General features: G+C 53.7%; 13 protein-coding genes. 6 read left to right on the forward strand and 7 right to left on the reverse strand.

What is annotated here, in order from left to right:
• The first annotated feature begins 11 nt into the window (after positions 1–11).
• Complete coding sequence (locus H7846_RS08875) at positions 12–1,061, forward strand: zinc-dependent alcohol dehydrogenase (protein ID WP_186696087.1); 1,050 nt, start codon at positions 12–14, stop codon at positions 1,059–1,061.
• Between the two features lie 9 nt (positions 1,062–1,070).
• Positions 1,071–1,901, forward strand: coding sequence for an SDR family NAD(P)-dependent oxidoreductase (locus H7846_RS08880; RefSeq protein ID WP_186691529.1), 831 nt, complete (start codon positions 1,071–1,073; stop codon positions 1,899–1,901).
• On the opposite strand, the gene H7846_RS08885 is transcribed toward H7846_RS08880, so the two are convergent.
• Entirely contained in the window at positions 1,890–3,149 is a 1,260-nt protein-coding gene (locus H7846_RS08885; protein WP_186691531.1) for an MFS transporter, read from the reverse strand. The genes H7846_RS08880 and H7846_RS08885 overlap by 12 nt on opposite strands.
• Positions 3,150–3,321: 172 nt before the next feature.
• On the opposite strand from H7846_RS08885, the gene H7846_RS08890 reads away from it, so the two are divergent.
• The 3 genes from H7846_RS08890 to H7846_RS08900 are packed head-to-tail and all read left to right on the forward strand — an operon-like array spanning position 3,322 to position 6,573.
• Positions 3,322–3,702 (forward strand): BlaI/MecI/CopY family transcriptional regulator, encoded by a 381-nt coding sequence (locus H7846_RS08890; RefSeq protein ID WP_186691533.1) that lies wholly within the window; start codon positions 3,322–3,324, stop codon positions 3,700–3,702.
• A 14-nt stretch (positions 3,703–3,716) separates the two neighbouring features.
• Positions 3,717–5,768 (forward strand): M56 family metallopeptidase, encoded by a 2,052-nt coding sequence (locus H7846_RS08895; RefSeq protein WP_186691534.1) that lies wholly within the window; start codon positions 3,717–3,719, stop codon positions 5,766–5,768.
• A gap of 22 nt (positions 5,769–5,790) precedes the next feature.
• The gene (locus H7846_RS08900) at positions 5,791–6,573 is read left to right on the forward strand and encodes a hypothetical protein (protein WP_186691535.1); all 783 of its coding nucleotides are present in this window, start codon (positions 5,791–5,793) and stop codon (positions 6,571–6,573) included.
• 355 nt (positions 6,574–6,928) lie between these two features.
• Here H7846_RS08900 and cobA read toward each other — a convergent pair whose 3' ends face one another.
• From cobA to H7846_RS08925, 5 genes are all read right to left on the reverse strand, one after another.
• On the reverse strand, positions 6,929–7,669 hold the full coding sequence (gene cobA, locus H7846_RS08905; protein ID WP_255460507.1) for a uroporphyrinogen-III C-methyltransferase: 741 nt from the start codon (positions 7,667–7,669) through the stop codon (positions 6,929–6,931).
• Positions 7,666–8,307 carry a precorrin-2 dehydrogenase/sirohydrochlorin ferrochelatase family protein gene (locus H7846_RS08910; protein ID WP_186691536.1) on the reverse strand — a complete coding sequence of 214 codons (642 nt, stop codon included), beginning with the start codon at positions 8,305–8,307 and terminating at the stop codon, positions 7,666–7,668. Before H7846_RS08910 ends, cobA begins: the two co-directional genes overlap by 4 nt.
• A 308-nt stretch (positions 8,308–8,615) precedes the next feature.
• Positions 8,616–9,029 (reverse strand): hypothetical protein, encoded by a 414-nt coding sequence (locus H7846_RS08915; protein WP_186691537.1) that lies wholly within the window; start codon positions 9,027–9,029, stop codon positions 8,616–8,618.
• A 230-nt stretch (positions 9,030–9,259) separates the two neighbouring features.
• Positions 9,260–10,666, reverse strand: coding sequence for an ATP-binding protein (locus H7846_RS08920; RefSeq protein WP_186691538.1), 1,407 nt, complete (start codon positions 10,664–10,666; stop codon positions 9,260–9,262).
• Positions 10,663–11,358: a response regulator transcription factor gene (locus H7846_RS08925; RefSeq protein ID WP_186691539.1), complete on the reverse strand. Its 696-nt coding sequence runs from the start codon at positions 11,356–11,358 to the stop codon at positions 10,663–10,665. Before H7846_RS08925 ends, H7846_RS08920 begins: the two co-directional genes overlap by 4 nt.
• Before the next feature lie 137 nt (positions 11,359–11,495).
• Between H7846_RS08925 and H7846_RS08930 the strand changes: the two genes are divergently transcribed.
• Positions 11,496–11,960 (forward strand): Spy/CpxP family protein refolding chaperone, encoded by a 465-nt coding sequence (locus tag H7846_RS08930; RefSeq protein ID WP_186691540.1) that lies wholly within the window; start codon positions 11,496–11,498, stop codon positions 11,958–11,960.
• An 80-nt stretch (positions 11,961–12,040) separates the two neighbouring features.
• On the opposite strand, the gene H7846_RS08935 is transcribed toward H7846_RS08930, so the two are convergent.
• Positions 12,041–13,768 (reverse strand): nitrite/sulfite reductase, encoded by a 1,728-nt coding sequence (locus tag H7846_RS08935; protein ID WP_186691542.1) that lies wholly within the window; start codon positions 13,766–13,768, stop codon positions 12,041–12,043.
• Positions 13,769–13,818 lie beyond the last annotated feature (50 nt).

Genomic DNA, 13,818 nt, shown 5'->3' on the forward strand with positions numbered 1-13,818 from the left:
GAGTGGATACCATGCGAGCCCTTTTGCTTTCAGAGTATCGACACCTTGAGCTGGCCGATGTTCCTCTGCCGCAACCTGCGGCGGATGAAGTGTTGCTGCGTATTGAAGCCTGTGGGATCTGCGGCAGCGATGTGCATGGTTATGATGGATCGTCAGGCCGAAGGATTCCCCCAATCATCATGGGCCATGAGGCTGCGGGAGTGATTGCAAAGGTGGGGTCGGGTGTGAAGGGATGGAAAGAAGGCGACCGAGTTACGTTTGATTCGACCCTCTATTGTGGCAAATGCCAATATTGCCAGCGCGGCGAGGTTAATCTCTGTGACAATCGCCAGGTCTTCGGGGTTTCATGCAAGGACTATCGACGTCATGGAGCGTTTGCCGAATATCTTGTAGTTCCTGCGAGGGTCCTCTATTTCCTTCCAGCGGAGCTATCGTTTGTTGAGGCTGCAATGGTAGAGGCAGTATCGGTCGCTCTCCACGCTGTCCAAGTGTCGGGGTTTCAGCCTGGGGAGACGGCGCTTGTCCTTGGTGCAGGGATGATTGGATCGCTGATTGTGCAATCGTTACGTGTGGCAGATGCTGCCCATATTTTTGTTGTGGATCCGGATGAAAGTCGTGTGCAAGCGGCGGCACGTTCGGGAGCACATACCCCCATCCATCTTCTGCAAGAAGGCAACGGATCCGATGTGACGCAGGCTGTGCTCGAGCGTTATCCCGGTGGAGTCGATCACGTTTTTGAGGCAGTTGGATTTGGAATCACGGTAAAGACGGCAATCGATGTTGTTCGTAAAGGAGGAACCGTAACGTTAGTCGGAAACATCGAACCCGAGGTCAAACTACCTCTACAGGACGTGGTTACCCGACAGATCCGGTTGCAGGGTTCGGCTGCTTCTGCTGGAGAGTATCCACGAGCGATTGAACTGCTTGCCTCAAAGAAAATCGATGTATCTCCGTTTATCTCTGCGGTGGAACCGCTCTCCAGGGGAGCAAGTGCTTTCGATCGTTTGTATCGAAGAGAGCCGAATGTCATCAAGATTGTTCTTACGCCCGACGTGGCTTAAACAGGAGTTATGACTTTGGGACCCAGCCCTTCTTCGAGTACACCCCGCCTACCGTTCTTCGATCTAACAGGACGGATCGCGATGGTGACAGGAACGAGCCGAGGGCTCGGCCAGTATTTTGCTCGTGCGCTCGCACGAGCCGGAGCAGATCTGGTTCTGACGAGTCGCGACCGTTCCGCGCTGGCAGACTTCGAGAAGGAGATTACTGCGCTCGGTCGTAGGTACTGCTCTGTTGCACTCGATGTATGTAAAGAAGAGTCCATCCATTCAGCTGTCGCTGAAGCGGAATCGACCTTCGGCAGAATTGACATTCTGGTGAACAATGCTGGCATGAATATCCGCAAGCCGGCATTGGATGTGACATGGGATGATTGGAATCGCATTCTCGATACCAATTTGCGAGGAGCATTCTTTGTGGCGCAGGCTGCAGCTAAGGGGATGATTGATCGCGGATATGGTCGCATCATCAACATCGGTTCAGTGACTTCAGTTGCAGGATATGCGGGACTCGGTCCCTATGGAGCTAGCCGTGGCGGAATCCGCCAACTTACGATGAGCCTCGCGGATGATTGGGGGCCCTATGGCGTGACGGTGAACTGTCTTGCTCCGGGTTGGTTTCGCACGGAGCAGAACAAGATCATGTATGAGAGCAAGGAATGGGTGGAATATCTCTGTGATCGCATCCCTGTAAAACGTCCTGGTCGACCGGAGGACCTCGATGGTTCGGTCGTCTTTCTGGCTTCGGAGGAAAGCCGCTATGTGACGGGGCAGACGTTGCTGGTCGATGGCGGTATCTCGACGGGCGCAACGCGAGCTTTGCCGAAGCCGTCAGGCCGATAGATGCTCCTGAAGCGAAGTGAGAGGAATACGCTCGATTCTCCCAAGAAGAAGAATATAGCTTGAAATACCGAGAAAGAGGATAACCCCTGCTGCTCCGAATGCGGCGGCGAAGGAGTGGGTCCACGTGGCTAGATAACCGGTCGCAATGGGAGCGATGATCGCCGCGACCTGATTCGCCTGATTCATAATGGCCCCCACTCGTCCCGTGCTGCTGGAAGGGACGAGCAATGAAGGGAGCGTCCATAGAACAGGAGAAGCCGCGGAAAGGCCGCTTAGTGACAGCGTGAGGCAGAGCAACACGATTCGCGGTTCATGCAAAAAAGCTGGAGCGAGTACAAACAACCCCATACTGGTACCGATCAGAAGGATAGTCCGTCGTACCCGACCAGGATCGAAACCGTGTGACACCAGGAAATCGGTGAGAAAGCCTCCAAAGGTAAATCCAACGATCGCTGCCACAAGCCAGGGAACGCCGGACCATAGAACGGCATTCCTGCTGGTCATGTGAAGACCTTTCTGTAGGTAAAACGGCATCCAGGTGAGAAGAAGATAGAAGCAATAGTTGTAGGCTCCGGAGCCGAGCGCGGCGCCGAGGATTTTACGTTGTCTTATCAAGTCCCAGATCCGTATCGCGGAGGTTGCGTGAAGATCGGTGATAGTTTCCTGCGTAACACGTTCGTCTCTCCTGGGATCGCGATAGAGCACTGCAAAAAGGACAAGGTAGAGTGCACTGAGAGCGGCCGTAGCAGCAAAGTTTGCGCGCAGCCCAAAGTGCAACAGGACGAGCCCAAGGAGTGGGGTTCCAATGCCAATGGCAAGTTTAGCGGCGGCATCGAAAATGGCAGTGGGTACTCCGCGCTCGCGTGCCGGAAACCAAAGTCCGATTGCTTTAGCACAGGCAGGAAAGGTTGGTGCTTCGCCGATACCAAGCAAACCGCGTGCCGCAAAGAGGATCACAACAGAAGACGCAATGGCTGCGAGCCCCGAGGCGATGGTCCAAAGTACGATCGATGCGAGCATGATGCGACGGACGCCGAAACGATCCAACAGAGATCCACTGGGAAGCTGCATGGCTGCATAGGTCCAGCTGTAGGCGCCGAGCAGGTATCCAAAAACGATGTCGGAGATGCCAAACGTGTGCTGCAGAGCATCGTGTGCAATGGAGAGGTTGACCCGGTCAAAGTAATTGACGAGGATGCCGATGCCGAGAAGGATTGCAATTGCGAAACGTTTGCTGAGGGCAGCCATGAGTAAGCTGGATTTTACTGGTTTTCGGAGGCTAAAAAATTCTCCATTTCGAGGCCATCTCTAAAAGGATGATTCCCAAGTGCCTGGATCAGAAGGGGAAATATGAGAGTCGGATAATTACGAAACTTTTCGTTGACATATACGAATTGATTCGTATATGTTCGTTCCCATTATGAAGAACAGAGAAATACCGAAACCGACCGAAAGCGAACTTGAACTCTTGACCATTTTGTGGGAAAGAGGACAGGCGACAGTGCGTGAACTGTTTGAGGCAGTGAACCAGCAGCGGCCTGTGGTCTATACCGGGGTCTTGAAGTTGCTACAGATCATGACGGAAAAAGGGTTGGTTGAACGAGACGAAAGCGAGCGCGCACACGTGTATCGCGCGGCAATTGAAAAGTCTGATACCGAGCGGAGATTTGTGCGCGAACTGAGCGAGCGTTTCTTCTCCGGGAGCGCAGCTCAGCTTGCTTTGCGGGCGCTCGAGATGGAATCGGCCAGCGAAGAAGATCTGGACGAGATTCGTAAACTTTTGCGCCGTAAAAAGTCCTAAGAAAATGAGGCATTATGGAGCTTCAGATCTGGATACGGAACGGAGAAGTGGTCGCGCTGGGCTGGACGCTGTTGCACTTCTGTTGGCAAGCAGTAGCGATTGCAGTGGTCTATGTCTTGGCGGACCGAGTGGCTGGACGCGCTGCTTCAAAGATGCGTTATGCACTTGCGATGGGTGCTTTGACATTGATGCTCTGCGCAGCAGTGCTCACCTTTCTGGAGCAGGAACATCTTGTTGTGCGCGTACCGCAGGGAGATGGACAGGTGATTACGTCACAGGTTGGCTCATTGCACGACACACTGGTGCATCAGATGCCATCTGCGGCTCCTCTGGTAGAGACGGGCGAGCTTTGGATTGCAGGTAATGCAGACCGGCTGCTTCCGTGGATCGATGGAATCTGGCTTGTGGGAGTTCTTCTGTTAATGCTTCGTGCCTTAGGAGGCTGGATCGAACTCCAACGGTTGCGCCGGTATGCGCATAGCGCGGTTCCGGAAGAACTGGAAAGCAGTTTTCAGAGAGTTGCCTCCCGGGTGTGCGCGAAAAGAAAAGTCGGACTTCGCCTCTCTGAGGAAGTCCTGACGCCTTTTGTCATGGGCGTGTGGCGTGCCACGGTGATCCTTCCGGTTTCGGTGGTCATGCGGTTGGATCCAGCGCAGCTTGAGGCGGTGCTGGCTCATGAGCTGGCGCATGTCCGGCGATGGGATTATCTGTTGAATCTCGTGCAGACCGTTGTGGAGTGTCTCTTCTTCTTCCATCCTGCGGTGTGGTGGATGAGCCGGCGGGCGCGAGAGCTTCGTGAAACCTGTTGCGACGAGATTGCGGCTCGGAGTTGCGGCGACCCATTGGTCTATGCCGAAGCTCTGTTGCAAATGGAGGAGCAACGTGCCCAGCGGCTTCAATTGGCGGCGGCACTGCATGGAGGAGGCGGAAGTTTGCTGGGGCGGGTGAAACAGATACTTGGGGAGGGAAATGCCGTGGAGCGAGGAACAATCAGTGGAATGAGGATTGGAGCAGCGGGAGTGGCCGTGCTGGCCTTCCTACTGGGACCAAAGGTGGCAGATGCTTTAAAGCCGCAGGTGAAAGAGATCAAGGTTGCTTCGGTCGTCCGCGAGGAAGTCAAGATGAGCGCAGGAAACCAGATGGCACAGTCGCTTATCGTGCAAGCGAACGATAAACCGTTCGCGCCTGTGGCAGAAAAGCCAACTGGCGATAAAGTTTCTGTTGCGGCAAATTCGATGGCAAGGCCGCTTCCAGCTGCGGGACCTGCGCCCACGCCATCTCCGGCTCCGCTCGCTACTCCAATATCTGGTGTCGAGCCAATAAACCCTGTGGCAGGAGAAGCGGTAGCGCAAGGCGGTATCGAGTATATCCAGAAGATGCGGGATGCCGGATATCCGCTGGATCTCGATAAAGATCTGAATGCATTGATCTCTCTTCGCTCCGTAGGAGTGACGCCAGAGTATGCAAAGGCAATGGCGCAGGTGGGAATGGGAACTCCAACATTGCACGATCTCGTCAGCTTAAAGAGTATTGGTGTGACTCCAGAGTACGTTGCCGGGCTAAAGGACTCAGGTATTGCGCCAGCGAGCTTTCACGAAGTCATTTCGGAGAAGAGCCTGGGTGTTACACCGGAATATGCAAAGTCCATCGCGTCAGTCGGCCTTGGAAATCCGACGGTACATGATCTGATTGGATTGAAATCACAAGGTGTAACTCCTGAATATGTTGCTGGCCTGAAGTCTTCTGGAATTGTCGCAAAGGATCTCCGTGAACTGATCAGTGTGAAAGCTGTAGGAGTTACCCCGGAGTACGCCAAAGCGATGGGAACGGTAGGCCTCACAAATTTGTCGACGCGCGATCTAGTCTCGCTACGTGCGCAGGGTATTACTCCTGAATATGTTAGCTGGCTGAAGCAAGCCTTTCCATCGGCGGATATGAGCGGCATCCGCAAGGCGGCTGTCTTCCATATCGATGAAGGTTTCGTCGCTAAGGCGAAGTCACACGGTTTCAACAATACCGACCTGGACAAGCTAGTAAAGCTGAAGATGACGGGCCTTCTGGACTAACTCTGGCGTGAGGAGAACTGCGATGAAACGAATTGTTGCTGCCATGCTTTTTGCCGGTTTTGCGATGTCAGGGTATGGAGAGACTCTATCTGGTCTGTGCATGATCTCGGTTGCGCATAATAAGGTTCAGAACACAGATACGGCTGATGTGATTCTTCGCAGAAGCGATTGCGGTGAAGATGGTCACTGCGGCACCTCAGATAATTCCAACATTGCCTGGAGCCGATGGATTGGAGTTTCGTTGGAACAGTTGCAACAGGAAGGTGTGCAACTGCACGCCCGCATGAGTGGAGAGCCGGGAAACCTGAGCTGTTCTGGCATAGTTCACGAGGGAGTTCTTGCCGGGAAATATGAATTTGTCCCAAATCAAGCTTTCCTTCAGAAGATGTCAGCGATGGGTTTCGATGGAATTACTCCGCAGAAGCAGGAAGGGTTTCTGCTGTTGGACATCACAACTGCGTGGGTCAAAGAGATCAAGGATGCAGGTGTCACAGAGATAAGCACAAGCAAGCTGATGGGAATGCGGGCTCTGCATGTCGATCCAGACTATATTCATGCGATGTCCGTAGCGGGGTATCCGGAGTCGCGGGCCAACAAGCTGATTGAGATGAAAGCAGTGGGCGTGACTCCAGAGAAGGCTCGGGAGGCGAAGTCTCTTGGCTTTCATCCAACGGAGCAGGAACTGATTCAGATGTCGATCTTCAAGATCGATCGTCCTTTCGTTGAAAGGATGCGAGCGAAGGGGCTGAATGATCTGAGTCTGGCGAAGTTGATCCAGGTGAAGATATTCAAACTGGACGACTGATTCAGTCTTTCAGGTCGATAGGGAAACAAGAATGGAGGCGAAGCTTTGATTAACTTTGCATGTCTCGCTGCGCCTTTTTCTCGAATATGCACGCTGATGCTTGCCATCGGTGGATCTTTCTTCCCCAGTCAACCGATGGATCGAGAAAGTTCAATGTGTCTTCCACGGAAACAAGATCGTTGGAGCTTTCGCATCGCGTGGGTTGAGCCAAAGGTTACACCACTGCCTGGCTTGGTGATTCGAAAGCATGTGGCCGATCGTGATTTTCTGTTCGCGTGTTCTTCTTCGCAGTGTCTGATGTCGATCTCGAAAGATGATCAGGACGAAACGAAGAAGGGGACGATTTAGTTTTAGATCAACTGGCCCGTTGAGGTACAGGTGGGCCGACGAGCAGAAGGACTGGAGCCGGGCCGACGTTCACGCTTGAAAGTTCTGCGAGTGTGGTGATGTGAATATGCTCTTCTGAAGTTGAAGCGCGGGAGACGGCAGTGCATGGGGTCGTAGGCGCGATTCCAGATTCGATCAAGCTCTGGGCGAGTGCTTCGAAGTCACGCCCGGGCATGTAAATGACCAACGTAGCTTCATCGGGGAAGGCACCGGACCAGCTCGGAGCGAGGGAGATCTTTCCGGCGGCGTGATGGGCCGTGGCCAGGATCAGTTTGGAGGCTCGGGCGCGATCGGTGAGCGGGGTTTCGAGCTCGGCTGCGACTGCGAAGGCTGCGGTGATTCCTGGGATGATCTCGAAGGGAATAGAGTGCTCGCGGAGAAAGCTGATCTCTTCGGCGGCTCGTCCGAAGACGAGTGGATCGCCAGACTTGAGCCTAGTAACGGAGCTTCCCGCAGTTGCGTGCTCGAACATCAGGGCATGGATTCCAGCCTGAGTGATGCGTGGTTGGCCGCAACGTTTCCCGACAGGGATGACGAGAGCTGTCGGGCTGGCGAGGGCGAGAACTTCGTCGGAGACCAGGTCATCGGGAAGGATGACATCGGCGGTTTTGATGAGATGCGCGGCGCGCAGGGTGAGCAGCGCAGGGTCGCCGGGACCTGCCCCGACGAGGTAAACATGGCCGGACTCTGCATCAGGGATGGAGATCACGCCTTCTCCTTGGATTGGGGATTGATGCGAGCGTGTTCGCGAGCGAGCAGGCGCGAGGGGCACTGATCGTAGGAACAGACCTCTCGATGGGCGAGCTGGTGCAGAAAGAGTCTTCGCTCTTCGTTCAAAGGCTCGGCAGTGACGACTTCGCGGCGGAGATTTCCGAGTTCGGTAAGCCATTCCCCCAGATCGAGTGGGAGTTGCTCATTCAACTCCTTGCGGAGTTGCTGGGCGAGGGCCGGTGAGTTGCCAGCGGTCGAGATGGCGACCTGAAGGTCGCCGCGCCGAACGACGGAAGGGAAGTAGAAATCGCAGAAGGGTGGATCGTCGACGGCGTTGCAGAGGACTCCGGCGGCAGTAGCCTCGGCGAAGACAGCTCGATTGACGGCGGGATCGTTGGTTGCGGCGACGACCAGAAAGGCTCCAGAGAGGTCACCGTGCTGATAGGTTCGGCGGTTCAGAGTTAATTCTCCGGAAGCTGCTTGCTCGGAGATCGTGGTACTGACCTCCGGTGCGATTACAGTGATGGCTGCATCGGCAGCTCGGAGGGATGCGATCTTCGACTCTGCGAGATGACCTGCACCGATGACAACACATGAGCGGCCGGTGAGTTTGAGGAAGATCGGAAACAGGGACATCTGGAAAGCTCCATCGGAGGCAGGGGGTATCCCCGCCATTTTCGTGCAAAGTATTCAAATAAGGAAACTTAGCCTCGGACCTCTTTCGGAAGATACATAGAAAGAAATTCAGAGGTTTCTTATTTAAATACTAGCCGATGGAGCAGGCAAAAACTGCAAACGGATGTACTGTATTTTGTGTGAGTTAGAAGAAAGATCGCTTGACAGGCTCTGGCGTGGGAACGAATCAGGCCGATGGTTGAAATTTCAGTCTGTCCTCAAGCTTCTTTCAGAAATTGGTTTTTGCCGATGGTTCTGCCCCTTATCCTTCACTTACGCAGGACACCTCGCAGGATCGTATTCCGGTCGTGAATATCAGACTTTCGGGGCACATTCAGTCGGCTGCTATCGGTCGCTGAGAACTGAACCTCAGACAAATATTGATCTTCTCCTGAGCGACTGAAGATGAGCACCGCAGGTTCTGAGGAAAGGCTGTGACCTTGAGGGTGAACGGTAACAAATTGCTTCTTCCCAGTCTCCAGATTGACCACGGACATTCCAAATTTATCTGGTGACAGATCGAACTCGTAGGATCCTGCTTCGAAGTGCGAACGATTCACCGAAAACGCGAACGGAATATTTGCAGTGATCTCTTGCCCGTTCTGAGCGTGCGCTAAAGGAGTAAAGAGCGAGCCAACGATGACTGCGACGAGAGTGCTTTTGAAAATTATGCGAGATTTCATGAGAGTCTCCACAGAGGTGCACCGATTGGCAAGCTGCATTTTCATGGCTTGCGTGCATCTCTCCTCTCACTTCATCAGCATGGGACTCCTAGTGCGATAAAGATTGGTGAAGCATTGAAAAGATACGTAAAGTTGAGGTGGTGAACTCACTGTTGCTAGTGGTGTCCTCCGAAGGCCGTAACATTGATCAGCGTTCAACCGCAGATCCCTTCGACTCCGCTACGTTGTGCTCAGGATGACACTTCATATTTAGGGAAAGGACACTCGCTGGTTTGATCTGATGATGGCAGGAGGATGTACACCGCGAGACCATGCGGGGTTGCATTTTCAGCATAGACTTTGCCGCCATGCATTCGTATGGCGCGTTCCGTGATTGCCAGTCCGAGACCTGCGCCGCCTGTTTGTCTGTCGCGGTCCGATGCGACCCGGTAAAAAGGCTCAAAGATTTTTTGTAGAGATTCTGATGGTACGCCGGGACCATGGTCACGCACAGTGATTTGCACCAATGATTCCATGCGCTCCAGAACAACCTGTACGGGCTCATCCGAGTTGTTGTAGCGAATTGCGTTACGAATGACATTTTCAATTGCGCTCTGAAGCAGTTCTGCATTGCCACGTACCCAAAAAATTTCTCGAGAGTTCATGGTTATGTTGTCTGGACGCTCGTGCAATTCGAACCCGGCACTGTGAACAAGATTCGCGACAAGATCTGTAAGATTGAAGGTTTCAAATGGAACTGAGGCGGATGCGACATCGAGCCTTGCCAGAGTTAGTAGACGCTCTATCATCTGGTTCATGCGTTCGAGATCCTGCTGCATCTGATCGAATACCTGGTCGTTTCCTTTTCTCTCACGCCCAATATCCAATGCGACGTTTAGACGTGTAAGTGGAGATCTCAGTTCGTGCGAAATGTCGTAGATAAGCTGCCGCTGTCCACTAACCAGGCCTTCAAGACGCCCAGCCATGACATTAAAGTCTCTTACAAGGGAACCAAGTTCGTCGCGGCGCAGACTCATTCGCTCATCGGCGCGAGCATTCAAATTGCCTGTGGCCAGCTGTTGTGAAGCTTCGCGAAGCCGGAGGATCGGTGCGGTTAAATATCGGGTAAGCAGATAGCAAATGAGTCCGGGAACAAGGAGAGCAACAAGACAGCGGACGACAACTCCAGCAACATTCGTGGTTCCGGCAGATCGAGGGCTTGTGGGTGATTCCGTAACGTAGATATATCGTTCGCCGGTGGCTCCTTGCACAGGGACAGCGATTTCGGCTACACCATACTTGAAATTGAACTCAGGTTTTCCTTTCAGAACGGCAGCGTGAACGACATGGGCGAAACGCAAACACCCGTTTCCCAGAATGGTGGTTTCGTCGAAATGCAAGAGACATGCTCGCAGATGAGTCGTACGGGATCGTTCGAGGAGATATTCTGAAGCGCTCTGCGTACCATGCCGTTCATACTCCTGGACTATTGTTGCGCCAGCGTACTTTGTCGTATCAATCAGAGTGTCGTGCCATTGTGAAGACATTCCAGTTGGTTGCAGGATCAGAGTCACAATCATGGAGAATGCGGTCAGAGCAATCGTGCCCCAGAACCACAAAAGTATTTTCAGAAAGAGGCTTCTATTGGGCAGATTCACCTGGACCTCGATCTCGTAACGAAGAGATATCCCATTCCGCGAACAGCCTTGATGTATTCTTCTGCGCTGATGCGAGCCAGTTTTTTACGAAGATTGCTCACATGCACATCGATCACACGATCGAATGGGCCAAGCTTTCGTCCTAGCACTTGTTCGGTGAGGTCTTCACGTGTCATGACCTGACCCGCGCTGCGCATAAATGTTTCAAGCAGGTTGAACTCTAAACTGGTTACGCTTAATTCGGTTTCATTAACCCATACTTTGAGCGAGGAGGGTTCAAGGCGCACGTTGTCTACGATAACGATGGAAGAGTTGTCAGGGTCTCGTGAGACACGTCGGAGAATGGCGCGAATCCTCGCCACGAGTTCTCTTGGATTGAAGGGTTTGGGAAGATAATCATCTGCGCCGATTTCTAATCCGAGAATTCGATCGACGTCGTCTCCTCGCGCTGTCAAGATGAGAACGGGAACGGACGAATGAGATCGAAGGTTGCGGAGAACATCCAGACCACTCATACCAGGCAGCATTAGATCGAGAATAATCAGATCATGCTGCCCTAATGTGGCTCGCTTCAGTCCGGTCTGACCGTCCTGAATGGTCTCAATCGCAAACCCTTCTGGTTGAAGCCGGTCGTTGAGTAATCGGCATAGCTCGACATCGTCGTCGATGATGAGCACGCGATCTTGTTTCATCTCTATCGCTCCGCCCTCCTATGCTAGATCAACTTTCTGCACGGGGAACCGACTTTACAAAACTTTGCACGGCTTGACCTTTCTTTATCGCACTTGTGCTCTCCGATTGTTCGAATGAGAAGCGAGGGATAGATGTTATGAAACGTAAAGTATTTATCGGAGTAGCAGTCGTCCTGGTTCTGTTGACAGGTTTCTTTATCGCTCGTGCAGAGGGACGCGGTTGGCATAGAGGATTTGGGCATCGCGGCTGGCACCATGGCCCTGGAGGCTACGTAGCCAGAGAGCTCCATCTGACAGACACCCAGAGGCAACAGATTCGAACGATATGGGAGGGCGAACGGCCAGCGTTGTCGAAGCTTGCGAAGCAGTTCGCAGATGAGAACAGGGACCTGACCGCGGCGACTGCGAAGGGAACTGGCAATGAGGCCGAGGTGTCAAAGATTACAGGATTGCAGGGGGCGACGTTGGGGCAGTTGATTCTGGAGAAGGAACACCTTAAGGCAAAGATATATGCTGATGTTCTAAGCCAAGAGCAGCGAGATAAAGCAGATGCGCTGCTGTCGCGTTGGCAATCGCATCTGGATGAACTGGGGAAGATGTGAACTTTATTTCGTTTCCAAAAACACATCAGGCCATGACGGTTGTCATGGCCTGATGCTTGATGTAGATAAATATCGTTATGTTACTCAGCGGGCGAGAAGCGTCCAGCCCCTACAGGAGGGGCGTCGCGCTCGACGGGATTTACAACCGTGCCATTGAGGTGAGCTCGGAGGGTCTCGTCATCGGTGCGGCGGAAGTATCCACGGAGGTCTTCGCCAGTTTCGCGTTCTGCGAGGTATGCACGAAGAAGGCGCTCGATGGCCTCAGGGCAGTCTTCAGCAGCAGCACGGAAGCCAATCTGCCGGGCGATGCCCACATACTTGCCTACTGATCCGCCGACGCAGAAGTAGAAGGCATCAACCATCTTGCCGTCTTTCTTGATTTTCTTGCCCTCAAGGCCGATATCCGCGATCCAGCTCTGGCCGCAGGAGTTGGTGCAGCCTGTGACGTGGAGGCGAATCTGCTGATCGAAACCAGGGAGACGATCTTCAAGCTCGGAGACGAGCCACTTGTTGAAGTTCTTGGTCTCGGCGATGGCGAGCTTGCAGAACTCGGTTCCTGTGCAGGCAATGGCTCCACGCCAGAAGGGAGAGACATCGACGTTCAGTCCGATGGTGTTGAGCTCGATGACGAGAGCCGCGACCTTCTCATGGGGGACATTGACGATGAGGATGTTCTGACCGATGGTCGCTCGCAGATTGCCGTCGCCATACTGCTCCGCAAGCTCAGCGAGCTTCTGCAGCTGGTCGCCTGAGAGACGGCCATTGATGACGCTAGCGCCAACAACAGAGAGGCCAGGCTGCCGCTGCGGTGTAATACCGATATGGTCCCGGTAGATATCGCCGGGAACATCTTCCATGGAGACCGGGCTGGGATCGAGCTTGTAACCAAGTTTTTCTTCCAGGGCAGCGAGGAAGGATTCGGCAGTCCAATCAAAGCGCATGAAGAGGTACTTGATGCGGGCGCGGGTACGGTTCTCGCGAAGGATGTCTGCGTCGCGGAAGACCTCAGCGGTAGCGGCTGCAACATCGACGGCCTGATCCTGCCGGATAAAAGCCGGGATGCGGACGGCGATGTGCGGCTCGTTAGAGAGACCACCGCCAACCCGGAGGGTATAACCGATCTCTTCGGCACCATTGACGGTGCGCTTGATGGCGGTGAGGGCAGCATCATTGATCTCGGGGAAGCTGCACCATACAGGGCATCCGGAAACGGTGAATTTGAACTTGCGGGGAAGGTTATAAAAATCGGTGTTCGCATTCAGGCGGTGGGCGATTGCAACGGCCAGCGGGCTGGCATCGATGATTTCGTGGCTATCGAGACCTGCGAGCGGGCAGCCAGTCACATTACGAACAACGTCGCCGCAGGCCCCCTTGGTGCTCAGTCCCACTGAATTGAGAGCATCAACGACCTCGACCAGGGCGGAGATCGTAAGCCAATGCAGCTGGATGTTTTGACGGGTAGTAATGTCGGCCAGATTGTTCGCGTATTTCTTGGTGACTTCGGCGATGACGCGAAGCTGTGCGCTGGTGAGAAGTCCGTTCGGAAGCGCGATACGCATCATGAAGTATTCGGTAGCCTTGCCTTCGCCTCCAACGCCGCCGGTTACCCCTTTGCCGTCTCCTTGGCTGTAGACCCCCCACCAGCGAAAATAGAGCGCCCAATCGGCGGGAATGGAATCCCAGCCAAGGCGAGCATATTCTCGAACCTCATCCCAAGACTCCCAAGGGTTCTTGGCGAGCTTAAGTCGTTCTGTACGTTGGGCTTTGGTCTCTTTGACGGCAGCGGCTGGTGCCGGAGGGGTAGACATGATGGAGAATCCTTTTGAGCTTTAGAATGAAGGAGATAATAAAAATCCCA

It is taken from the genome of Edaphobacter sp. 4G125, assembly GCF_014274685.1.
In the GTDB taxonomy this organism is placed as follows: Bacteria; Acidobacteriota; Terriglobia; order Terriglobales; family Acidobacteriaceae; genus Edaphobacter.

Coding starts and splice junctions, on each gene's coding strand:
- H7846_RS08915 (WP_186691537.1), bottom strand. CDS start 9,029: ATGAAATCTCGCATAATTTTCAAAAGCACTCTCGTCGCAGTCATCGTT.
- H7846_RS08875 (WP_186696087.1), top strand. CDS start 12: ATGCGAGCCCTTTTGCTTTCAGAGTATCGACACCTTGAGCTGGCCGAT.
- H7846_RS08925 (WP_186691539.1), bottom strand. CDS start 11,358: ATGAAACAAGATCGCGTGCTCATCATCGACGACGATGTCGAGCTATGC.
- H7846_RS08885 (WP_186691531.1), bottom strand. CDS start 3,149: ATGGCTGCCCTCAGCAAACGTTTCGCAATTGCAATCCTTCTCGGCATC.
- H7846_RS08900 (WP_186691535.1), top strand. CDS start 5,791: ATGAAACGAATTGTTGCTGCCATGCTTTTTGCCGGTTTTGCGATGTCA.
- H7846_RS08880 (WP_186691529.1), top strand. CDS start 1,071: ATGACTTTGGGACCCAGCCCTTCTTCGAGTACACCCCGCCTACCGTTC.
- H7846_RS08935 (WP_186691542.1), bottom strand. CDS start 13,768: ATGTCTACCCCTCCGGCACCAGCCGCTGCCGTCAAAGAGACCAAAGCC.
- H7846_RS08930 (WP_186691540.1), top strand. CDS start 11,496: ATGAAACGTAAAGTATTTATCGGAGTAGCAGTCGTCCTGGTTCTGTTG.
- H7846_RS08895 (WP_186691534.1), top strand. CDS start 3,717: ATGGAGCTTCAGATCTGGATACGGAACGGAGAAGTGGTCGCGCTGGGC.
- H7846_RS08910 (WP_186691536.1), bottom strand. CDS start 8,307: ATGTCCCTGTTTCCGATCTTCCTCAAACTCACCGGCCGCTCATGTGTT.
- H7846_RS08890 (WP_186691533.1), top strand. CDS start 3,322: ATGAAGAACAGAGAAATACCGAAACCGACCGAAAGCGAACTTGAACTC.